At 68.1% G+C, this 23602-nt stretch carries 14 protein-coding genes; 4 read left to right on the top strand and 10 right to left on the bottom strand.

Annotated features, from left to right (window positions below):
- Positions 1–579: 579 nt before the first annotated feature.
- Entirely contained in the window at positions 580–1254 is a 675-nt protein-coding gene (locus ACZ6SD_RS07315; protein ID WP_465316053.1) for a putative immunity protein, read from the bottom strand.
- A gap of 3 nt (positions 1255–1257) precedes the next feature.
- On the opposite strand from ACZ6SD_RS07315, the gene ACZ6SD_RS07320 reads away from it, so the two are divergent.
- On the top strand, positions 1258–1953 hold the full coding sequence (locus tag ACZ6SD_RS07320; protein ID WP_465316054.1) for a TioE family transcriptional regulator: 696 nt from the start codon (positions 1258–1260) through the stop codon (positions 1951–1953).
- 46 nt (positions 1954–1999) lie between these two features.
- On the opposite strand, the gene ACZ6SD_RS07325 is transcribed toward ACZ6SD_RS07320, so the two are convergent.
- Positions 2000–3256: a hypothetical protein gene (locus ACZ6SD_RS07325; RefSeq protein ID WP_465316228.1), complete on the bottom strand. Its 1257-nt coding sequence runs from the start codon at positions 3254–3256 to the stop codon at positions 2000–2002.
- Positions 3257–3513: 257 nt separating this feature from the next.
- Here ACZ6SD_RS07325 and ACZ6SD_RS07330 point away from each other — a divergent pair, with 257 nt between their 5' ends.
- Positions 3514–4617, top strand: coding sequence for an adenosine deaminase (locus tag ACZ6SD_RS07330; RefSeq protein WP_465316055.1), 1104 nt, complete (start codon positions 3514–3516; stop codon positions 4615–4617).
- A 49-nt stretch (positions 4618–4666) separates the two neighbouring features.
- Here ACZ6SD_RS07330 and ACZ6SD_RS07335 read toward each other — a convergent pair whose 3' ends face one another.
- The 8 genes from ACZ6SD_RS07335 to deoC form a co-directional block, all read right to left on the bottom strand.
- Entirely contained in the window at positions 4667–5905 is a 1239-nt protein-coding gene (locus tag ACZ6SD_RS07335) for a primosomal protein (protein ID WP_465316056.1), read from the bottom strand.
- A gap of 83 nt (positions 5906–5988) precedes the next feature.
- Positions 5989–6516 (bottom strand): YbaB/EbfC family nucleoid-associated protein, encoded by a 528-nt coding sequence (locus tag ACZ6SD_RS07340; RefSeq protein ID WP_465316057.1) that lies wholly within the window; start codon positions 6514–6516, stop codon positions 5989–5991.
- Positions 6517–7582: 1066 nt separating this feature from the next.
- Positions 7583–8005 (bottom strand): YbaB/EbfC family nucleoid-associated protein, encoded by a 423-nt coding sequence (locus tag ACZ6SD_RS07345; RefSeq protein WP_465316058.1) that lies wholly within the window; start codon positions 8003–8005, stop codon positions 7583–7585.
- Positions 8006–8043: 38 nt separating this feature from the next.
- Positions 8044–9150, bottom strand: a complete 1107-nt coding sequence (locus ACZ6SD_RS07350; RefSeq protein ID WP_465316059.1) for a bifunctional WXG100 family type VII secretion target/C40 family peptidase — start codon at positions 9148–9150, stop codon at positions 8044–8046.
- A complete protein-coding gene (locus ACZ6SD_RS07355) occupies positions 9147–9488 on the bottom strand; it encodes a hypothetical protein (RefSeq protein WP_465316060.1) in 342 nt (113 codons plus the stop codon). The genes ACZ6SD_RS07350 and ACZ6SD_RS07355 overlap by 4 nt, the downstream gene beginning before the upstream one ends.
- A 176-nt stretch (positions 9489–9664) precedes the next feature.
- A complete protein-coding gene (locus ACZ6SD_RS07360) occupies positions 9665–10531 on the bottom strand; it encodes an aldehyde dehydrogenase family protein (RefSeq protein ID WP_465316061.1) in 867 nt (288 codons plus the stop codon).
- Positions 10524–11954 carry an aldehyde dehydrogenase family protein gene (locus tag ACZ6SD_RS07365; protein ID WP_465316062.1) on the bottom strand — a complete coding sequence of 477 codons (1431 nt, stop codon included), beginning with the start codon at positions 11952–11954 and terminating at the stop codon, positions 10524–10526. The genes ACZ6SD_RS07360 and ACZ6SD_RS07365 overlap by 8 nt, the downstream gene beginning before the upstream one ends.
- On the bottom strand, positions 11955–12932 hold the full coding sequence (gene deoC / locus ACZ6SD_RS07370) for a deoxyribose-phosphate aldolase (protein ID WP_465316063.1): 978 nt from the start codon (positions 12930–12932) through the stop codon (positions 11955–11957).
- Between the two features lie 275 nt (positions 12933–13207).
- Here deoC and ACZ6SD_RS07375 point away from each other — a divergent pair, with 275 nt between their 5' ends.
- Both ACZ6SD_RS07375 and ACZ6SD_RS07380 read left to right on the top strand, forming a co-directional pair.
- Positions 13208–16648, top strand: a complete 3441-nt coding sequence (locus ACZ6SD_RS07375) for a LamG-like jellyroll fold domain-containing protein (RefSeq protein ID WP_465316064.1) — start codon at positions 13208–13210, stop codon at positions 16646–16648.
- Between the two features lie 56 nt (positions 16649–16704).
- On the top strand, positions 16705–23460 hold the full coding sequence (locus ACZ6SD_RS07380; RefSeq protein WP_465316065.1) for a polymorphic toxin-type HINT domain-containing protein: 6756 nt from the start codon (positions 16705–16707) through the stop codon (positions 23458–23460).
- Positions 23461–23602: the final 142 nt, after the last annotated feature.

Here is a 23602-nt window from a genome sequence, read left to right on the forward strand (position 1 = left end):
GGTTCCTGTTCCTCGACAGCTCAGAAACCTAGACCCAGCAACGACGTGCCCCCCAACTACCAGGGCACACCACCCACACATCAGTACGAAGAGCCAAAGAAACCACTCCACCCCATCGAGCACTGGGCGGGCGTAGGTGCGGCCTGGCAGGGAGGTGGTTAGGGGCGGGTGCGGCTTCGTGGGAGGCGGGTTCGCTGCTCGTTTCGCGCCATCGAGCACCTGGCAGGGTTGAGTGCGGCCTGGCAGGGGGTGGGTTTGCTACTCGTTCCACCCTTCCAGCGCCTGGCTGCGTTAGGTGCGGCCTGGTTGGGGGCGGGTTCGCTGCTTGGTCTGCCTCATCGAGCACCTGATGGTGTGGTGTGGTCGGCTGGGGGTGGGTTCGCTGCTCGGTCTACCTCATCGAGCATCTGGCGAGTTGGGTGCGGCCTGACAGGGGTGGCTGTCCTCCTTGCCGGGCCCACCGGGCACTTGGCAGGTGTGGGTGCGGGTTCGTTGCTTGGTCCGCACCATGAGGACTTGGCCGGGCCGGTGCGGCTTTCCTGGGGGCGGGTGTGCCTGGCGTGGCGCCACGGTTGTGGGTTAGTGGGTGGTTGGTGGCTGTCGTAAGGCTGTGTCCAGGTCTCGCACTAGCTGTCCTAGGCGGTTGCGGGTGTTTGGGGCGTGGGGGTAGCGGGTGAGGACGCTGATTACGGTGGGGGTGGCTAGATCCCTTGCCGTTCTGATGTAGTCGGCGCCGATGTTGTGGTTGTCGTGTGCGTCTAGTTCTAGGGCTCTGGCTGTGTGGGCTGCTGGGGCGAGGATGTGCAGGACCTGAGTCGCTTTGGCTATGGGGTGTAGGAATGGGGCGCCTGCTGTGGCGGCGGCAGCGCGGGCGGCTTCGCTTGCCGCTGGTTGGCCTGCGTCTCGGGTTTCCTGGTAGGCGCGCAGGGCCGCCCAGGCGCTGTCGCGGAGTGCTTTGGTTCGGTTGGCGCCATTTGCGAACGACTGTGCTGCGGTGATCGCGGCTCGGGGGCGGGGGTCGTTGGGGTGGGTGTGCTCGTAGATCGTCAGTGCGGGGTTGGCGCAGGCTACGGCGTAGGCGGCGATCTCGCGTAGTTCGGTCATGCTGAGGTCGATCATCAGGGGCTTGTCCGGCACTTCGTCAACGGTATCGTTGAAACTTCGGTTGAGGCTTTTGGCGAAATTGGCAGGGCAGTGCGGCGCGACCTTCAAGGTGGTGGACGGCTTCGGCCGGTTGATCTCGGGCGTGAGCATGGGTTGTCCGCGCAGGCGGTCCGGAACTACGAGGCGGCGGGCATTCTTCCGGTCGCCGAACGGAGCCCGCACGGTTATCGCGCTTACACGCCGCTGCACGCGCAGGCCCTGCGGGCGTTCCTCGCCCTTGTGCCTGGACATGGTCACCAGACGGCGAGGTCGATCATGCGGGCGGTCAACCAGGGGGCCGTCGAGGCCGGGCTCGGGATCATCGATGAGAGTCACGTCCAGCTTCTTGATGACCGCCGGACCCTCCGCGCTGTCGAAACGGCGCTGCGCGATCTCAGGCCGATGCCGTCCGGGCGCGGCGACACGTTCGTCGGCCCCTTGGCGCACAAGCTCGGTGTCCGCCCGGCCACCTTGCGCAAATGGGAACACGCGGGACTGCTTCAGCCGCGCCGGGATCCGCGGACGGGGTACCGCGTCTACAGTCCGGCCGACGTGCGCGACGCCCACCTGGTTCACCAGCTCAGGAGGGGCGGCTACCTGCTGGAGCAGATCGCCCCGCTGATCGGCCAGGTTCGCTTCGCGGGCGGCGTCGTGCCGCTGGAGTCAACCCTGCATGACTGGCACGCGCGGCTCGCGGCCCGCGGTCGAGCCATGCTCGCGGGTGCCGCAGCGCTGCACGCCTACCTTGACCACGTGCAGACCTCGACCCAACACAGCGGGCGAGTGAACCATGGCCCCGAAAAGCGGTAGGGCTACCTCCGTGCGGAGATAGCCCTACCGGTGCCGAGCGAGCGGGTCAGGCGCCCGCGGCGATGTCGTTGTCCTCGGGGTTGTCGTCGCGCACCTTGTCCGCGGACTTGGGGCCCTTGCCGTTGGTGCGGCGGCGGTTGCCCTGGCGGGGGAGGGTGGTCGGCGGGGGCGGGGTGGGCTGGCCGCCGCCGAGCATGAGTTCGGCGAAGGTGGCCATGGCCTCGTCCAGGTGGCCGCCGATGCGGCGGACCGACTCCTCGTTGCCGCGGCGGACCAGGGTCTCGACGGACTCCGAGTCGGGGCGGTTGGACAGGGTGCCCTCGACCTTGCTCAGGCCGCGCTCGACCGCGGCGCCGAGGTCGCCCAGCTTGGCGGTGAAGCCGTCCTCGACCGTGTCCAGGCGGGTGGCCATCTCGTCCAGGCGCGCGGTGACCTTCTCCAGGCGCTCGGCCAGGAACTCCAGGCGGTCGCTGGCGTCGACGGTCTCCTTGGTCTCGCGCAGCGCGTCGCGCAGGGCGTCGGTGGCTTCGTCCAGCTTGGCGTGCACGGCCTCGCGGGACTCGCCGACCGAGGAGCCGAGGGCGTCGCGGGTGGCGGCGATGGCGGAGGCGACGGTGTCGAGCTTGCCGTGCAGCGAGTCCGAGGTCTCGGTGAAGCGGCCGTGCAGGGCGTTCGTGGAGTCGTTGACCGCGCCGTGCACGGCGGCGACCTTGCCCTGCACCGCGTCGGTGGTCTCGCCGACCACGCGCGCCAGGGCGTCCTTGGTGCCGTCGAGGTGCTCGTGCACGCCCTCGTCCACCTCGTCCAGGCGGCCGCGCAGCGCGGTCTCCATGATCTCGATGCGCTCGCGCACCGGGCCGTGGACCGAGCCGGGCACCAGGTCGATCTTGCCGTCCTGCTTGTCCAGGTGGCTGTCCAGTTCGTCGATGCGACGGTGGATGCTCGACAGCTTGTCCTCCAGGCCGTCCATCCGGCCCGCCACGCCCTCGAAGCGCCCCGCGACGCCGTCGAGACGGCCGTCGAGCTGGGCGAACGGGGTGGCCAACTTGTCCACGATGCTCTCCACCGCGCGGCCGATGGCGGCGATCGCGGTGTCCTGCGCCTCCAGCTTGGACATCGCTTCGTCCAACCGCTCGGCGAGGACGCTCACCTCGGTGCGGTCGGGCATCTCGGACAGGCGCTTGCGCACTGATCCAATGGACTCCAGCGGCGACAGCCTGGCGTGGATCTCGTCCAGAGCGTCGAAGATCTGCTGCTGTTCACTCTCACGGATCTCGGCCGCGCGCGTGAGCATGTTGCGCATCCGGTCGAACGACACCGTGGGGTTGTTTTCGTTCACGGAGGTGACCTTCGTCCTGGTGAGGGGATGTGGAGATGAAGGGGAGCCTAGCCAGTCCCAGAAGGCGTCCATACACCACCCGTAGCTTGTTCGTCGGTGTTGACACGGACGATTGGACCATTCGGCGGACACCCCTCCAGCGGATGCCGCGCCTCGCCCCACACCATACGTGAGCTTTTGGCTACCCGAATGAGTGGTGCCAGGGTGAGTACCGTGTTCGCATGTCGACGTCCACATCGGCGCCGGTGACCCCGGCCGCCATCCTCAGCGCCCCCAAAGTCCTCCTGCACGACCACCTCGACGGCGGCTTGCGGCCCGCCACGGTCATCGACCTCGCCGAGGCCGCGGGCTACCGCGACCTTCCGACCACCGACGCCGACGATCTCGGCGCGTGGTTTCGCGAGTCGGCCGACTCCGGCTCGCTGGAGCGCTACCTGGAGACCTTCGCGCACACGTGCGGTGTCATGCAGGACGAGAACGCACTCGTCCGGGTGGCAGCGGAGTGCGCGGAAGATCTCGCCGCGGACGGGGTCGTCTATGCCGAGGTCCGCTACGCACCGGAGTTGTTCACCGAACGAGGGATGAGCCTCGACGCGATCGTGGAGGCCGTCCAGACCGGGTTCCGGGAGGGCGAGCGGCGCGCCGCCCAGGCGGGGCGCACGATCCGAATCGGGACCCTGCTGTGCGCGATGCGGCAGAACGCGCGCTCGCTGGAGATCGCGGAACTGGCCGTCCGCTACCGCGACGCGGGTGTCGTCGGCTTCGACATCGCCGGGCCGGAGGCCGGGTTCCCACCGACCCGCAACCTCGACGCGTTTGAATATTTGCGCCAGCAGAACGCGCATTTCACCATCCACGCCGGTGAGGCGTTCGGCCTTCCCTCCATCTGGGAAGCGTTGCAGCACTGCGGCGCGGAACGGCTCGGCCACGGTGTCCGCATCGTGGACGACATCAAGGTCGCGGGCGACGGGACGGTGCACCTCGGGCGGCTGGCCAGTTACGTGCGGGACCGCCGCATCCCGCTGGAGATGTGCCCGACGTCGAACCTGCAGACCGGCGCGGCGGCCTCGATCGCCGAGCACCCGATCGGGCTGCTGACCCGGCTGCGGTTCCGGGTGACGGTGAACACCGACAACCGGCTGATGAGCGGCTGCACCGTGTCCAGCGAGCTCGCGGCCCTGGTCGAGGCGTTCGGCTACGGCTGGGAGGACCTGCGGTGGTTCACGATCAACGCCATGAAGTCGGCGTTCATCGGCTTCGAGGAGCGGCTGGCGATCATCGATGACGTGATCAAGCCCGGCTACGCCCAGCTGATCTCGCCCTAGCGGCTCCGCGGCCGCCGCCGAGCCCGGCCCGGCGGCGGCCCCTGCCGGACTAGTGAACGACCAAGCGGTCTTCGAGGTTCTGGACCAGCTTGTGCCAGACCGCGGCCTCGGTGTCGAACGGCGCGCTGGGCGCCATCCGGGTCGGGTCGGGGGCGAGGATGAAGCTCACCAACCAGCCCAGGCTCTCCGACTGGCCCAGCGCCTCGGCGACGCTCTCGTCGCCCGCCCAGTCGGCCGCGTCGGTCAGCAGTTCCACCGCGAGGTCGAGCTGGACCGGGTCCACGGCGTCGACGCCTTCGGCGAGGTCGTCGCCGAGACCCTGCAGGACGTAGGTGTTGTCGGTGTCCACGTCGAGGTCGAGGCTGCCGTCGGTGGCCTTGGTCGCGACGTCGCCCCAGGTGGACACCTCGGCGAGGTCGTTGTCGGAGAGGTCCTCGTTCGCCAGGAACTTGGCCAGGCCGCGCGGGGAGGTGGCGACGTCGATCTTGCCGTCGGACCCGAGGAAGACCGGCTCGTCATCGAGGTAGCAGCGCAGCGTGTAGTACTCGGCCCCATCAGTGATGATCTTGATGGGGTCGATGCCGACCTCGGCCCAGAAACCGGTCGGGGCGGCGTCGGCCTCGTCCTCTTCCGCGTCGTCGGCCGCGTCGAGGTCGTCGTCGGTGGCGGCGGCTTCGGCCGCCTCGGCGTGGAAGGCCACAAGCTCCTCGGCGCTTTTCTCCAACGCGGTCTCATCGACGTCCGGGGTCGCCACGACCGAATCCAGCGCGTCGAGGACCTCGTCCCAGCGCTCGGAGATCGTCTCGGCCAGGTCGGTCCACAGCCGCTCGCCGTCGCGCCCGGTGAACGGGAACGTGCCCTGCTCCAGGACGGCGAACCCGTCGGCGGAGTTGAGCACGTCGTGCACCTCGTCCAGCTCGCACACATCGGCGAGGGCACGCACGATCGCCACGATGTCGGCCAGCTCGCCGACCGTCCAGGTGTCCGGCTCCTCCGCGGCCAGCTCCGGCACGCCCACCAGGTCGTACTGGTGCGCCTCGTCGGGCATCAGCTCGGCCACCGACAGCGCGGGCACCAGGTGCCACGCCGGGTGGTCGGACAGGTCGTGCTCTTCGGTCGTGCGGACGAACGCCGCCAGATGCGCGGCGTCGGGGAAGGCGTAGAGGTCGTCCTCGTGTCCGAGGAACGCCTCCCATTCCTCGCCGTCTTCCCGCCACCGGGGAGCCCACAGCGTGACAAGGTCACCCTTCGGCAGCCCGAGTTCGATCGGGACGATGTCCTGGGCCATTGGAGGTCCTCCTGGTCGCGCAGCCACCGGCGTACGTGCTCGCGCGAACACGCGCGACGCGTCGGCAGCCTACGGGGTACGGATCACCTGTCGGAACGTAGGGATGACAGGTCGAACGAGAGCGGGTCGTCGGGATCGAAGCCATCATCCTCCACGGGCCCACGGGTGCTTTCCGCCGCCCCGTCAGCCTTGCGCATCCGCTCGTCGCGCCTGCGCTGAAACTCCTCCGCGGTGATCCCCGAGCCAGCCCCGGCGCGCGCCGGAGCGGCCCGGCCGGAGATCAGCTCGATGGCGTAGGTCATGTTGTCCCCGAGCAGCGGGGCCAGCTTGTTGTACCCGGCCTGCGTCGCCTCGTCCATGGCCGCTTGCGCGACCATGACGATGAGCCTGCCCAACTGGTCGGCGCCCCACCGCACGGCGTCCTGGCGTAACCACAGGTCGACCAGCTTCCCGCGCCCGTCCACGGTGACCCGCACACTCCCGTGGTTGTCATACGCCGTGCCCTGCACGTTCTGCAGCACGGTGTCGATGTTGGCAAGCGCCTCCTGCCGCGCCCGGCCGTCCTCGATGAGCTGGCGGGTGCTGCGCTCCAACGGCTGACGGTCTGTCATCTGGCCGCTTTCGGTGTGCGGTGGGTGGACTGGACGAGAGTGACGACGGCGCCCCGGCCCCGCTGACGGCGGGCCGATCCGCCGCGCGGACGACGGCAGCGTTCCCCGATCCGGGCGGGATAATCACCGACCGGCCGAGACGGCTCTAAGCCTGGTGCGGATGACCGCTCACCGGGCGGGTCGAGGCACGGGTCACCTGAATTATCGCGGGACGCCATGGCGGCGGGCCCGACCGGCGAGCCGATAGCTGGCCGACCTCCAGACGCGCGGCCCCCAGTGATCCCGGCCAGACAGAGCGATCCACTGGTGGTGACCAGGCCGACCGTCCACACCAGCGTCCCGGCGGCAGCAGCCGGTCCGGTCGCCGAGCCTGTCCCGGTCGCCCCGGAAGTCGTGGCGGGCAGGGGTGCCGTGACGGGCCGACCCGCGTTGGCCCGTTGAGCCGCGTTGGCCGGCTGGGTGGCCATGGTGGCTTGGGGCGTGTTGGCGGGTTGGGTCGCCCGGATGGGGCGGGGAGCCCTGGCTGGCCGGGTTGCCGTGGCCGGTTGGGGTGCCCTGGTGGGCTGGGTTGCCGTGGCTGGTTGGGGTGCCTCGGTGCATTGGGGCGCGCCGGTGGGGCGGGACGGGGTGACCGGTTGGGCTGTCCTGGCCGGTCGGGTTGCGTTGGCCGGGTGGGTCGCCCTGATGAGTTGGGGTGCGGTGGTGGGTAGGGACGGCGTGGTGGGTTGAGGCGTGTTGGCCAGTTGGCTAGCCCTGATGGGTAGGGGAGCCCTGGTCGGGTAGGTCACTCCGGTGGGTCGGGTCGCCCCGGTGGGTTGGGGTGCCCCGGTGGGTTGGGTCGCCCTGGTCGGTCGGGTCGGCCCGGTGGGTTGAGGTGTCCCGGTGGGCCGGGACAGGGTGGCGGGTTGGGGTGCCCGGTTGGGGTGCGGCGCCGTGGTGGGGCGGGACGGCGTTGCTAGTCCGGACGCCTGTGCTGGTGGGGGTGCACAGGGCGGTCGGGGTGGGGGCGCGGGGTGGCGCGGTTGGGCGGGGGCTCGCGCGGGGAGCAGCGGGGGGCGGGTGGGTGTCATCGGGGCAGCCGCCGTCCGCCTCTGGGAGCGAGGGGGCCCAGAGGGCTGTCGAAGGCCTCGTCTTCGTCGTCCTCGTCGGTGGGCTCGTAGCCCAGGGAGGTGAGGTGCTTCTCGCCAGCGGGGCCGAGGACCGGCGCCAGGGTCTGGTACATGCTCGCCCCGGCGCGGCGGGTGGCGCGCTCGGCCAGCGCCATGATCTGCGCGGCCAACGCGTCGGACCCGCTGGACAGGGCCGCCGGGGTCAGCTTCACCTCGGACAGCAGCCCGCCGGGGCGCACCTCGACGCTGATCGCGCCGTCGCCGCTCATGGCCTTGCCGGTGATCGGCCCGACCCGGTGCGCGCGTTGCTCGGCCTCCGCGCGGGTCCGTTCGACCCGCTGTGCCACCGTGTCCAGCTCGTGCTCGATGTCGATCTCCACGCCCCCGCCTTTCGTTCAGCCGACAGTGTGCCGCAGGCTCAGCCGGTGGGTCGGTAGAAGCCGACGAACGGCATCCCCGAGTTCGTGGTGCGCAGCGGCCCGACTTGGACCGGGTCGCCCGCCTCCACGATCTGCCCGTTGCCGATGTACATCGCCACGTGCCCCTCCCAGCAGACCAGGTCGCCGGGAAGCAACTGGTCGGCAGAGGGCACCTCCGCCCCGATGTCCTGCTCGCGGGACGTGCGCGGGATCTCCAGACCGCCCTCGCCGTAGGCGTACTGGGTCAGGCCGCTGCAGTCGAGGCCGGAGCCGGGCGTGGTCCCGCCCCAGACATACGGCACGCCGAGCTGGCTCAGCGCCGCCCGTACCGCGCGCGCGGCCGTCTCGTTCGGGGCCTGGACAGTGCTGCCGTCGGGCAGGTTCACCGCGACGCCCGTGCCCGGCTGCGGTGGGATGGCCATCGGCAGCCTGCGCTTGGTGGCCACGCCACCTCCGCCACCTCCGCCGCCACCCCCGCTTCCGCCGCCGCCCCCACCGCCGCCGCTTTGGCGGTCGTTGTAGGCCGCGGGCGGCGGACTCGTCGCGCCCGCGGTCGAAGTCGAGCCCGCGTCGCCGCCGGTGAGCTTGGTGACGACCCCGCTGAGCTGGGTCATCACGGTCTCAAGGTTGGTCGAGGTGTCGCCGGTGAGCTGGGCGGCGTACTGGGCCAGCTCGGTCAGCTTCTGCTGCGCGCCCGCCGGGTCGCCCGCCTGTCGCAGCGCGGCGGCGGCCTGCAGGAGTTCCGCGGCCTTGCGGTTGAAGTCATCGATCTGGTCCTGGTTGACCTTCTGGCCGACCTTGAGGATGTCGCCCGCTTCCCGGACCGCCTGCTGCACCTCGGCGCTGTACTGGCTCAGCTCGGTGCTCGCCGCGTTCTGGGCGGTGACGTCCTGCTCGTGGCGGACCGCGCCCTGCCCGGTCCAGCCTTCGCGCAGGCCGCTGGCGTGGCTGGTCGCGTCGTAGCCGACGGTCGTCAGGGTGTTGGCCACCCCGGCGTGCGCCTGGCTGACCCCGTCGATGGCGTTGTCGTCGGTGGCGAGGTGCCGCTGCGCGGTGGCAGCGGGCTGGATCATCGGCTCCAGCAAATCGCGCACGGGCGCGGTCATGCCAGCTCACCCGCCGCGCGCCGCAGCCGCTGTTCGGCGTCCTGCTCGGAGCCCTCGAAGTTCGTCCACGTGTTGCGCACGGCCTCCGCGGTCCCGCCGAGACTGTCGGCGAGCCCTTGGACGCGACTCATCTGCCGCTGCGTCGCGGCGCGGATGGCCTGGCTGAGCCCGACCTCGCTGCCGATCTTGGAGAACGCGTGCTCGCCGAACTCGGCGTGGCCGCGCAGATCCTTGTCCACCACGCCGCGCAATTGCTCGGCGAGCGGGTTCACCCCCGCCGTGTACGCGCGGAAGGCATCGCCCTCGCCGCGGTAGCCCCCGACATCCGACTCGGTCATGTGCTCCCCTCCTGACGTTCGGCACTGGGACGTGCGCCCCGCTCCGATCGCTCCCCTGACGTTCGGATTTCAGGTTAGGACACCGCTCGGGCGCGGCGGGGCGGAAAGCGTCGAGTTATCCACAGTCGCCGGATTCATCCACAGATTTCGCGGCGCCCTTGACACGGCGGCCGGTTTCAGGCACCCATCGGGTGCCACACCGTCTTGGTCTCCAGGATCGCGCGCAGGCGCGCGATATCGGGGCGGGAAGTCCAGTCCGGCTCCTCGATGGGCGTCCGCAGGACCCGCTTCACCGTGCCCGCCGCCGCCCGTTCCAGGTCCGTCCGCAGCTCCGGCGGGGCCCCGGTGAGGTCGAGGGCGTTGACGTCGGCGTGCGTGGCCAGCCAGGGCGCCAGCTCCGCCGTGTGGCCGGTCAGCAGGTTCACCACCCCCGCTGGCACGTCGGAGGTGGCCAGCACCTCGGACAGGGTGACGGCGGGCAGCGGCCGGTTCTGGCTGGTCACCACGACCGCGGCGCACCCGGCGGCCAACACCGGCGCGAGAACGCTGACCAGGCCGAGCAGCGACGACTTCTGCGGAGCCAGCACCCCGACGACCCCGGTCGGCTCGGGCACGGAGAAGGAGAAATACGGGCCCGCCACCGGGTTCGCCGCGCCCAGGACCGTGGCGATCTTGTCGGTCCACCCCGCATACCAGACCCAGCGGTCGATCGCGGTGTCCACAAGGGACTGCGCCCGCTTCTGCGGCACGCCCTCGCTGGCGGCGACCTCGGCGGCGAACTGCTCGCGCCTGCCCTCCAGGACCTCCGCGACCCGGTAGAGCACCTGCCCCCGGTTGTATGCGGTCGCTCCCGACCACGTGCCGAACCCCTTGCGGGCCGCGCCGACCGCCTCGCGAAGGTCCTTGCGGGACGCCTGCGCCGCGTTGGCGAGGAACTTCCCGCGCGCGTCGGTCACCGGGTACGTGCGACCGGACTCGGAGCGCGGGAACGCGCCGCCCAGATAGAGCTTGTAGGTCTTCGCTACCGTCACACGGTCAGACATCGAGGTACGCCTCCAGTCCGGCGCGGCCGCCCTCGCGGCCGAAACCCGACTCCTGGTAGCCGCCGAACGGGGCGGTCGGGTCGAAGCGGTTGAACGTGTTGGCCCACACCACGCCCGCGCGCAGCCGGTCGGCCATCGACAGGATGCGGGAGCCCTTCTCGGTCCACACGCCCGCCGACAGGCCGTACGGGGTGTTGTTGGCCTTGGCGATCGCCTCGTCCGGTGTGCGGAAAGTCAGCACCGACAGCACCGGTCCGAAAATCTCTTCGCGCGCGATCCGCATGGCCTGGCTGACGTTGGCGAAGACCGTGGGGGCGAAGAAGAACCCCTTGTCCGGCACCGGGCACGGGCTGGTCCAGCGGAGGGCGCCCTCGTCCTCGCCGGAGGCCACCAGCTCCTGGATCTTGGCGAGCTGCTCGCGGGAGTTGATCGCGCCGACGTCGGTGTTCTTGTCCAGCGGGTCGCCGATCCGCAGCGTCGCCACGCGCTTGCGCAGCTTGTCCAGCACCTCTTCGGCTACCGACTCCTGCACCAACAGCCGCGAGCCCGCGCAGCACACGTGACCCTGGTTGAAGAAGATGCCGTTGACGATGCCTTCCACCGCTTGGTCTATCGGCGCGTCATCGAAGACGATGTTCGCCGCCTTGCCGCCCAGTTCCAGGGTCAGCTTCTTGCCGGTGCCCGCGAGCGACCGCTGAATGAGCTTGCCGACTTCCGTGGAGCCGGTGAACGCCACCTTGTCCACGCCTGGGTGGTTTACCAGTTCCGCGCCAATGTCACCCGCGCCCGGCAAGATGTTCACAACGCCCGGCGGTAGCTCTGCCTGCTGAATGATTTCGGCCAAGACCAACGCGGTAAGCGGAGTCGTCTCCGCTGGTTTGAGCACGACAGTGTTACCGCACGCCAACGCGGGGGCGATCTTCCACGCCGCCATCAGCAGCGGGAAGTTCCACGGGATGACCTGCCCGGCCACCCCGAGCGGGCGCGGGTCGGGCCCGAAGCCCGCGTAGTCGAGCTTGTCGGCCCAGCCCGCGTGGTAGAAGAAGTGCGCCGCGGCGGTCGGCACGTCGGTGTCGCGCGACTCCTTGATCGGCTTGCCGTTGTCCAGGCTTTCCAGCACCGCGAGCTCACGCGCGCGCTCGGCGATCATCCGCGCGATCCGGAAGATGTGCTTCGCGCGCTCGGCGCCGGGCATCCGCCCCCACACCTTGTCCTGCGCGCGCTTGGCGGCTTTGACGGCCCGGTCGACATCGGCCGCGCTCGCGGTGCTGACCTCGGCAAGCACCTCCTCGGTGGCCGGGTTGACCGTCTTGAGCGGCTCACCGGCGCCCTCGACGAACTCGCCGTCGAGGAACATGCGGTAGCTCGCCTTGAGGTTCGCGATGCCCCGCGACTCGGGCGCGGGGGCGTATTCCCAGGTCATCTAGTCCACCGTCACGTAATCCGGGCCGCTGTAGTGGCCCTCCAGTTGGGTGCGGCGCTGCATCAGAAGGTCGTTGAGCAGGCTTGACGCGCCGAAACGGAACAGCTGAGGGTCCAGCCATCGCGGCCCGGCGACCTCGTTTACCGCGACCAGGTAGCGGATAGCGTCTTTCGTGGTGCGGATACCACCGGCGGGCTTGACACCGCGCAGCTCGCCGGTCGCCGCGTGCCAGTCATGCACGGCCTGAAGCATCACGTGCGTCACCGGGAGCGTGGCGGCGGGGGAGACCTTGCCGGTGGAGGTCTTGATGAAGTCGCCGCCCGCGAGCAGCGCCAGCCAGGACGCGCGCCGCACGTTGTCGTAGGTGGCCAGCTCACCGGTCTCCAGGATGACCTTGAGGTGCGCGTTCCCGCAGGCGGCTTTGATCGTGCGGATCTCATCGAAGACCCGCCCGTACTGCCCGGACAGGAACGCGCCCCGGTCGATCACCATGTCGATCTCGGTGGCCCCCGCCTCGACGGCGAACTCCGTGTCGGCGATCTTGACCCGCAGGCTCGACCGCCCGGACGGGAACGCGGTGGCGACACTGGCCACCCCCACCCCGGTCCCGCCCACCTCGGCGACGGCGGTCTCGACCATGTCCGGGTAAACACACACCGCCGCGACCTTGGGCACCTCCGGCCGATCCGGATCGGGACGGCGGGCCTTCGCGCACAGCGACCGGACCTTGCCGGGAGTGTCGGCGCCCTCCAGGGTGGTCAGGTCGACCATCGAGATCGCCAGGTCAATGGCCCGCATCTTGCTGGCCTTCTTGATACTGCGCGTGGCCAGCCCCGCACTGCGCTGCTCCACCCCCACCGCGTCGACCCCGGGCAGTCCGTGCAGGAACCGCCGCAGCGAGGTCTCGTCACGGGTCACATCGGCGAACTCGGGGGGTGACCCGCCCGCCTCGGAGGTCGACGTCGTCGTCTCGGCCATACCGGCGAGTCTAGGCCCGCTCCCGGGCCCCGCACGCCCTGCCGATCGGGGAAAACGGGCGGCGATGTGGTTGTGACGCATCTCGCAGTTGATGGAACGCGGTGTCACTTAACGCGGTCGCGTCCGAGTAAAAGCGCAGATTCGACGGGCGGAATCGTCACTTTGAGTGATTGGTCCCTTTGGCGGCATTCACCAAGACTCGCAAATGAGGCACTGTCTGCACCCGGGTCGGGGACCTGATGAGACGTCGGCGTTCGCCGGCTGGGGGATTGCAGATGAATATCGCCGCGAGATCGCGGCGCGGTTTCCGCGCGCCGCTGACGTTCTCGGTAGTCGCAGCCATGATCGGTTTCACCCTCGCGGCCAGCCCAGCGGCCGTCGCGGCGGACAGCCCGGGAACTGGCCGTGCCGGGGACATGGCGTCCGGCTTGGACTTGGCGCGGAAGTCGAACAAGCGCGTCGAAGTGCTTTCCGCGACGACCGAGAACTCCCTCACCTGGGCGAATCCGGACGGCACTTTCACCACGGAACTGGCCAACGGCCCGGTTCGTGTCAAGCGCGGCGATGATTGGCAGCCGGTCGACCTCACTCTCGTCAAGGGCGCGGACGGGGCGATTACGCCGAAGGCGCACCCGCGTGGCCTCGTGCTCGCACCTGCGGGCTCAGCGTCCACACGGGACTTGGCGGCGTTGTCGGTCGAGGACGGCCGACTCGCGATGCAGTGGACCGACGCCCTGCCCGAACCGAGACTTGACGGCGACACGGCCACCTACAGCGAGGTACGGCCAGGCATCGACCTCGTCGTGCGGGCGACCCGCACCGGTTTCGAGCAACTGCTCGTGCTCAAGCGCAGGCCCGATTCCCCGGCTACGTTCACCCTCCCGCTGACCACGACCGGCGTCGACCTACGCACCGACGCCGACGGCAACAGTGAGATCGTCAACCGCGCGGGCAAGATCGTCGGCACGATCCCGGCCGCCCAGATGTGGGACGCACGCTGGAATCCCGCCAGCGGCGAGCCCGCGAAACGGGTCAGGGCCAAGCAGCGCCACGACAAGCGCCCGCCTGCCCGAGACACTGGCCGCGTCGACGTCACCGTCGAGCCTGCCGAGGGCTTCCTCGACGACCCCGACATTCGCTACCCGGTCACCATCGATCCCACGCCGAGCATCAACACGAATTTCGACACCTTCGTCCAGTCGAACATTCTGAACACCGACCACTCCACAATGGGTGAGTTGCGGATCGGGACCTATGACGGGGGCGCGACCAAGGCCAGATCGTACCTGCACTTCGACGTCACCCAGTTCCGTGGCGCGACCATTGTAGAAAGCAGGCTGCGGCTGTGGACGCACCACTCGGCGACCTGCGCGACGCACAACTGGGAAGTCTGGGACGCGCCATTGGTCGGGTCCGGCACCCGTTGGGCCAACCAGCCCGCGCCTTGGCGGAACTGGGCAACCAGCGGTGAGACCTGGGGCTACAGCTCGGCGTGCGGCGCCCGGTGGACCAACGTCGACATCAAAAACCTGACCCAGGCGTGGTCCAACAACGGGTCGGGCGTCGTCGCGGTGATGCTCAAGGCCCAGGACGAGAACAACAGCAACGCCTGGAAGAAGTTCACCTCGTCGGAATCGACCAACGTCCCACACATCTACGTCGACTTTTTCACTCCGCCGCCGCCGAACAACGCGCCCAACGCGCCGGGTGATCTCGGGATGGAGGGTTCCGGCCCGACCGGAGACTTCTCGATCGGTTGTGTGACCGGCGCGTCGCGCCCAGTAGTCGCCAAGCGCGATCCCCGAGTACGGGCGCGGCTAACCGATCCCGACGGGGGCATGTTGTCGGCAGGGTTCCGCTTCGTGGACGGAACCGCGGGAAGCCATACGTGGAACGGCAAGGACTACACCCAGAACAACGTGCCATCAGGGTCGTTCGCCGAGGTTGTCACACCGACTGAGGTGGTCAACCGGGACGCGGTGTTCGCATGGCACCTCTACGTCACCGACGGAATCACCTCTAGTTGGTCGCGGGTGTGCGAGTTCGAGGTGGACACGGTTCCGCCGAACACGCCTGCCGTGTCCTCTTCGGACTACCCGACGACCGGACTGAACGGCAGTGTCGGCCGTACCGGTGCTTTCACCTTCTCGCCGAACGGGAACACGGGCCGCAACAACTCGATGGATGTCATCTATTACAAGTGGTCCCTGAACACCGACACCTTCGCCAACAAGGTTTCGGTGTCCACAGCAGACGGCGTGGTCGCGGTGCCGATCACGCCCACGCTGGCGGGCCAGAACACCCTGTACGTCCAGGCTTTCGACCGCGCGAACCGGCCCGCGACAAACCCTGCCGTTTATCGGTTCTCCGCCGCAGACCTCTCCAGGCCGATCGGGATCTGGGAGATGTCCGAAGCGTCGGGCACGACCGCGGCGGACACCAGCGGGAACAACCGCCCGCTCACGCTGACCAGCGGCGCCGCCCTCGGTCAGGCATACGCGGAGAACGGCATTGTCAACACCAACGGCTTCGCTTCGACCAACGGTCCGGTTGTGCGCACGGATCTGGCGTTCTCGGTGTCCGCGTGGGTCAAGCTCGACAACAAGAACGCCTACTACACCGTGGCGAGTCAAGACGGCAATCGCGCCAGTGGTTTCTATCTGCAGTACGCGGTGGATATCGACCGGTGGGCACTGAACACGATGACCCAGGATGTGGACTCCCCGCCGACCCGGCGCGCGTCGTCGGCGTCGTCGCCACGGCTGGGAGTCTGGACGCATCTCGTCGGAACCTACGAGCCGAACACGGGCAAATTGTCGATCTACGTGGACGGCAGGCTTGAGGGAACCGGCACGGCGACGCTGTGGAACGCCCAAGCGGGCGGCTTCGTCGTCGGCGCGGCGAAGTGGAACGGGAACAGGACGGACCGTCTTCCCGGTGCGATCGACCGTGTGCAGGTCTGGGACAGAGTGATCAGCCCGTCGGAAGCGGCGGCCGAAGCGAACAAGACGGTCCTGCGCGCCAGGTACCACCTCGACGAGCGATCGGGCACAACCGCGCAGGACAGCGTCTCGTCGGCGAGCGGCGTGCTCGGCGGCGGCGGCGTGTCGTGGGGTGGCACCGCCATCGATCCTGACGACCCGAACCAGGTGATCACCAGCCAGGACAAGTGGGCGAGCTTCGACGACTCGTGGACGGGGCAGATCGTCGGCCCGCATCCGACGAATCTGCGCACCGACAAGTCGTACTCGGTCTCGACCTGGGTGCGCCATGGCGGCCTCGACGCCGCATATCGCGCCGCGGTGTCGATCGATCTCTCGCCCGCGTCTCCCTTCGTCTTGGGCTATCGGCCGGACTCGGGCCGTTGGTGCTTCCAACTCCAGGCCAGCGGCGCGGAGAAGTCGGCGTGTTCGAATCAGTCCGCGGTGGCGGGGACCTGGGTTCACTTGGTCGCGACCTACGACGCTGCCACCGGGTCGATCGCCCTGTTCGTCAATGGCGTGCGCCAGAACACTTTCCACGGCACCACATCGCCGACCGACGGCAGCGGCGTCACTAGCGCGCACTCCGACGGCTCGGTGCTCATTGGTCGGGGCACCTACAACGGCGGGTATTCCGATAGTTGGAAAGGCGATGTCGACGACGTCCAACTCCACACCGGCGTGCTGACCAACGCCCAAGTGGCCGAGACCTATCAGTCGTCTCGCCACGCCTGAGCACAGCCGCCCCACTTCTCGAACGCCTATCCAGACTTCTCTCAGGGAGTTCGGTCATGACTGCTCGCGCCCGTGCCACTGGCGGACGCCCCCGGTTCTTGCGCAAGGCGACCGTGGGGTTTATCGCCGCGGCGATGCTGGCCTCCGCGATGCCTGCCGTCGCCGCGCCTGCCAACCGTTTCGGCTGGAAGCTGCCTGAACCGCAGAAAGAGCCGTCGGTGCCGGTCACCGTCGTCGCGCCCCGACCGCTTCCGGCTGACGACGGCGTTCCGCAGGCCGTCGCGGCCCCGCCAGTGTGGCCGGAGTCAGGCGTCGCCGAGATCGCTCTGCCGCCCGCGCGGGCGGCGGCAGCGCGGGCCGGGCGGACGCCGGTGTCGGCGCGTCGAGCCGACGCGGCCGACTCGGACGCGAGGGCCGTGCGCGTCCAGGTCGCCGACCAGCGGGCGGCCCAGGCAGTGGGCGTGCGCGGCATGGTGTTCAGCGTCGCCGACACAGGTTCGGGCGGACGCGTGCGGCTGGACGTGGACTATGGGGCCTTCGCGGGCGCTTACGGTGGTGACTACGCAGCCCGGCTTCGGTTGGTGTCGTTGCCCGAATGCGCGCTGCGGACACCCGACCGCGCCGAGTGCCGAACCACGACTCCGGTCACGAACGCGATGAATGACGGCAAAACCACGACGGTGTCGGGCGAAATCACCCTCGCCGGTCAACGTGCGGGCAGTTCCACCTCGGAGTCTGGGGCCGCTGTGCTGGCGGTGACCGCGGCGCCCTCCGGCATCGCCGGTTCCTTCGCGGCGAGTCCCCTTGCCCCTGCTGGAACGTGGACCGGTGGTGGTTCGGCGGGCGACTTCAACTACTCCTATCCCATGCGAGTTCCCGCTCCCGCGGGCGGCATCGCCCCGTCGGTGGTGATGGGGTACTCGTCGCAGAGCCTGGACGGGCGGACGTCGGCGACCAACAACCAGCCGTCCTGGGTTGGCGATGGCTGGGAGTTGGCTCCAGGCGGCTTCGTCGAACGCGCCTACAAGTCCTGTGGAGAAGATCTCGGCGGGTCGAACGGGCAGCGTAAGACCGGCGACCAGTGCTGGGCGACCGACAACGCGAGCATCAGCGTCGCTGGTGTGTCCGGCAAGCTCGTCAAGGGCTCGGATGGTTTGTGGCGGGCCAAGAACGATGACGGCGCGAAGATCGAGCGCCTCTACGACACATCGAAAGCCAATGGTGACAACGACGGTGAGTACTGGAAGGTCACCACACCGGATGGAACGCAGTACTTCCTCGGCTTGAACCGTCTTCCCGGCTGGACCGCGGGCAAGCCGGAGACCAAATCGGCCTGGAACGTCCCCGTATATGGCAATAACGCCAACGAGCCATGCAACTTCGGATCCTACGAGGTCTCGTGGTGCCAGCAGACGTACCGGTGGAACCTTGACTATGTGGTCGATCCGCACGGGAACGCCACGGCTTACTATTACGCGCCCGAGATCAACCATTACGGCCGTAATCTCTCCGCGGCGGCGGGAACCTCCTACGTGCGCGGCGGCACTCTCGACCGCATCGAGTACGGCCTGCGCGCGAACGACATGTTCGGACCGGCTACTGGGCGAGTTCGCTTCGAGACCGCCGAGCGGTGCGTGCCCGCGGGCACGATCACCTGTGACCCCGCGCAGCTCAACAGCTCCACCGCCAGCGCGTGGCCGGACGTGCCCGCGGACCAGATCTGCAACGCGGGCGAGCAGTGCACCGACCGGTTCACTCCGACTTTCTTCACCCGCAAGCGACTCACCAAAGTGGTTGCCCAAGTGGGCAACGGCTCCGGCGGCTACCGCGACGTCGACTCTTGGGCGTTGACTCAGGACTTCCCCAACCCGGGCGACCGGACCATGCCGGTGCTGAACCTCCGTTCAATCGTCCATACGGGACACGTCGGCGGAACCATCGCTCTGCCGCCGACCACGTTCGACCGCAAGGCGATGCGCAACCGGGTCGACGTGAACGACAACTATGACTGGACGCTGACCCGCTATCGGGTCACTGGGATCACCGCCGAGAGCGGCGCGCACACCGAAGTCAGGTACAGCGACATGGACTGCGCGCTGGGCACCAGGATGCCCGCGTCGCCGGAGTCCAACACCATGCGCTGCTATCCGACTTGGTGGACGCCGGAGTTCTCCACCGAGCCAGTCATGGACTGGTTCCACAAGTACGTCGTCACCGATGTGACCGACGATGAGCGGGTCGGTGGCTCCAGCCTGTTCAAGATCCATTACGACTATCTGGGCGGTGGCGCCTGGCATTACGACGACAACGACCTGGCGGACCCGGCCCGGCGTACATGGTCGCAGTGGCATGGCTACGGCACTGTCCGGACCGTCACCGGCGAACCGACGGGGCCGCAGAGCGTCACCGAGGCGGTGTTTTTGCGCGGTATGCACGGGGATCGGCTTCCTTCGGGCACTCGAACTGTTTCGGTGTCCACAAGCGAGGGCGAGCCAGTGCAGGATGTGCTTCGCCTGCAAGGTTTCCTCCGCGAGACCCGCCAATACGCGGGCGCCACGCTAGTCTCGGCGACGGTCAACGACCCGTGGGTCTCCGGGGCCACTGCCACTGGCCCGGACGGCACGCAGGCCACGATGTCGGGCATCGCGGGCGTTCGCGGTCGGACGCTGCTCGACGGCGGCGTCTGGCGGCGCACCGCGGTTGTCAAGACCTTCGGCGACTACGGCCTCGTCGACAAGGTCGAGGACCGTGGCGACACCGCGGTCACCGGGGACGAGACCTGCACCACGACGACCTATGCCCGCAACGTGCCCGCGTGGATGCTGACCTACGCGAGCACAGTGCAGGCCGTGAACGGAACCTGCGCGGTGCAGGCGACGAGCGCGACGATCAAATCGGAAGCGCGTTCGTTCTACGACAACCAACCCCACGGCGCGGCGCCAATCCACGGTGATGTCACCAAGGCCGAGGCCCTCGACGCCTGGGACGGGGCGGGCAAGCGCTTCATCACCGCGTCCACCGCCGTGTTCGACGCACAGGGCAGGCCCACCGAGGTCGTCGACGCGGCGGGTGAGAAGACCACCACCGCGTACACGCCCGCCACCGGTCCGGTCACCTCGATCACCAGCACCAACCCGCTTGGCCACGTCTCGAAGGTGTACCTCGACCCGGCCTGGAACGCCACGGTCGCTTCGGTCGACGCCAACGGCAGGCGCTCCGATATCGACCTCGACGCCCTTGGCCGGGTCGTGCGGGTATGGAGCCCGGGGCACCGCAAGGGAATCGACCTTGCCGACGCGATCTACGAGTACACCCACAACACGACCACGCCCAGCGTCGTCGCGACTAAGCAGTTGCAGGACAACAACAGTTATCTGACTGCGTACACGCTCTACGACGGACTTCTGCGGGAGCGCCAGACCCAGACGCCCGCACCCGGCGGCGGCAGGATTATCGCGGACACCTTTTACGACTCGCGCGGCTTGGCGCACAAGCAGAATGCCGCGTACTACAACGACCAGCCTGCTAGCGCCGTGCTGGCGGGCGTTCTCGACGAGCAGGTGCACAACCAGACGCTCACCGAGTTCGACGCGCTGGAGCGGCCTACCGCGTCGATCTACAAGAAGTACGGCGTGGAGCAGTGGCGCACCACCACCGCGTACGGCGGCGACCGCGTGCACACCACACCGCCCGCGGGCGGCACGGCGACCACGGTGATCAACGACGTTCTCGGGCGCACGACTGAGAAACGTCAGTACACCGGTGCGGTCGGGACGGCGTTCGACGCGACCAAATACACCTATTCGCCCTTGGGAGATCTCGCCACGGTCACTGACCCCGCGGGCAACCAGTGGCGCTACGGGTACGACCTGCGTGGCCGCAAGATCAGCGCGGACGACCCGGACAGCGGTCACAGCAGTTTCACTTACGACGCCGCGGGACGGCTGCTTACCTCGACCGACGGCCGCAACAAGACGCTGGCCTACGCCTACGACAAGCTCGGTCGCATGGTGGGCAGGTACGAGGGTTCGCTGACCGGGACCAAGCTCGCCGAGTGGGAGTTCGACACCTCGAAGGACGCAGCGGGTGCGCTGAACGGCCGGGGTCTGCTGACCCTGTCGCGCCGCTGGTCCAACGGATTCGCCTACACCGACAAGGTCACTGGATACGACAATGCCGGACAGCCGACCGGGCGCAAGGTGATCATCCCGGCGGCCGCGGAGGGCAAGCTCGGCACGACGTACGAGGCCACCTACAGCTACACCTGGACAGGCAAGGCCAAGGACGTCTGGTACCGCAACACGGTCTCCGCCGGGGCCACCATCGTTCCCGAGGAGAGCATCGGCACCGGCTACGACAACATGGGCCTGCCGAGCACGCTGATCGGCGGACAAGGCGTCTATGTGTCGAAGACGAACTACTCGCCCTACGGCGAAGTCCTGCACGAGACTTACAACGACGCCAACAGTTCCAACAACGTGTGGCTCAACAACACCTACGAGATGGGCACCCGCAGGCTGCTGCAATCCAGGACGCAGCGCGAGACCCAGACTCTCTACGACGTCGCCAACCGTCTGCACACCTACGACCCCGCGGGCAACATCACCAAGATCACCGACACCCCGGAGGGAAGCCTGGCCGACATCCAGTGCTTCGCCTACGACCACCTGCGTCGGATGACCGAGGCGTGGACCCCGTCGACCGGTGACTGTGCGGCGGCGAAGTCGGCGGGCGCATTGGGCGGCGCGGCGCCGTACTGGCGTTCCTGGACCTTCGACAAGACCGGCAACCGGGTCACCGAAACCGCGCACGCCACGGCGGGAGACACCGTCCGCACATCGGCGTACCCGGCCGCGGGCAGCGCACAGCCGCACACCGTGCGCTCGGTGGACACAACCGGCCCCAACGGCGCGTCCCGGGACACGTTCGCCTACAACGAAGTCGGCGCCACCGTGTCGCGTGTCGTCGGCGGAGACACCCGGACCCTGGAGTACGACGCCGAGGGCCAGGTTTCGAAGATCACCCATGCGGACGGCAAAGTCTCCACCTATCTGTACGACGCGGATGGCAACCGCCTGATCGCCCGCGAGCCCTCGGCGACGACGGTGTACGCGCTCGGCCAGGAAATCAGGCTTGAGACGGGGACGACAACGCCGAGTTGGACGCGGTATTACAGCCACAACGGCCGCGCAATAGCCATGCGCAACAGCGTGACCGGCTTGTCCTGGCTGGTGCCCGACCATCAGGGAACCAACCAGAGTGTGATCAACGCCAACACGCTCGCGGTGACCAAGCGCAGGATGCTGCCCTACGGCGGGGAACGCGGTGTAGCCCCCGCGTCTTGGCCTGACCGCCACGGGTTTGTCGGCGGCAGCAAAGACGAGTCTGGCATCACTCGCATCGGCGCCCGGTTGTACGACGAGTCCTCTGGCAGGTTCCTCTCGGTCGATCCGGTCATTGATCATAATGATCCGCAGCAGCTCAATGGCTATGCCTACAGCAACAACAGCCCAGTCACTTTCAGCGATCCGACCGGCTTGTGGCTCGACTGTGGTTGTCCTTCGGACCGCTTCAAGGGCGACAACATCCTGCACAACGCTGACGGTTCGGTGCTCAGTGAAGGTGACGCGGCCAAGTATCTGACGTCCAAGCAGTGGGATCGGTGGAGCAAGAAGAAGGCCAAGGAGAAGGCGAAACATAAGGTCAAGCAGTACACCGCGCAGAAGATGCGCGAGGCGAACATCAGCGAGGCCGAATACGAGCAGGCTCTTCGGGACGTTCACAAGACGAAGTGGCAGGTGGTCAAGGAAGTCGCCTGGGATCTGCTCAAGGATATCTCCGGCTGGAACGACATCGTTGACTGCTTCACCAAGGGCGCCATCGCGTCCTGCGTCGGCTTGATCATCGACCTGGTGCCGATCGGCAGGGTCGGGAAGATCTTGGAAGCGGGTTGGGAAGCGTTCCGCGCCATCCGCTCGTTCGACAAGATCCAGGAACGCGCCCGCGGCCTGCTGAACAAGGTCGACGCGATCCGGGAAGAAGCTCAGGCTGTGACGAGTTGTGCCCGCCACAGCTTCATCGCGGGCACCCGAGTCCTCATGGCGGACGGTTCGAGCAAGCCCATCGAGGACGTCGACATCGGCGACCAGGTGGTGGCGACCGATCCGGTGACCGGTGAGACGGGTTCACGTGCGGTCGTGGGAACGATCGTGCACGCCGACGAGGCTGACATGACCGAGTTGACGGTCACCGCTGACGGCGTCGAGGCCAAGGTTGACGCCACCTCGTGGCACCCGATCTGGGTGGATGCGCAGGGTCGCTTCGTAGACATCGCCGATGTCAAGGCTGGTGACCAACTGCGTGGTGCCGACGGCCGCGGTCCGGTGGTCGCCGAGGTTCGCCGATACACCCGCGTCGAGCCGGTATACGACCTGACCATCGACGGGGTTCACACCTACCATGTCGTGGCTGGCTCCTTTGCCATACTGGTCCACAACTGCGGTGGTCCGGTGACTCTCAGCGACTACACCCTGGGGGTTCATGTTGTGGCACGACATGGTCCGGGCACGCCCGCTGACGGCTCCAAGTTCGCCGACGGGATCGACCCCTATGATTACGAGGACATGGCCAACCGAGTGGTGTCCGGAAGTCCAGTTCCGAGTAAAGTCGATGCCGACAACAACACTCATGCTCACGATTACACCTTCGATGACGTGGTGGTTGGCACTGTGAAGGGATACCCGACCTCGTCGGTTCGTGTTTGGGTTAATGATGCGACCAAGGAAGTCGAAACGATGCATCCAGTGAGGTGAATATCCCATGGTGAGGTTCAATTTCCGCCCGGAGTGCTCGTCTGATCCATTGGGCATGGAATATCGCCGTGATCCAGGGGAGGCTACTTTACGCGAGTTGACCTGGTCGTTCTTCTGCGGTGACGTGGATATCATCGAAGGG

Source organism: Actinokineospora sp. NPDC051303 (assembly GCF_055586285.1).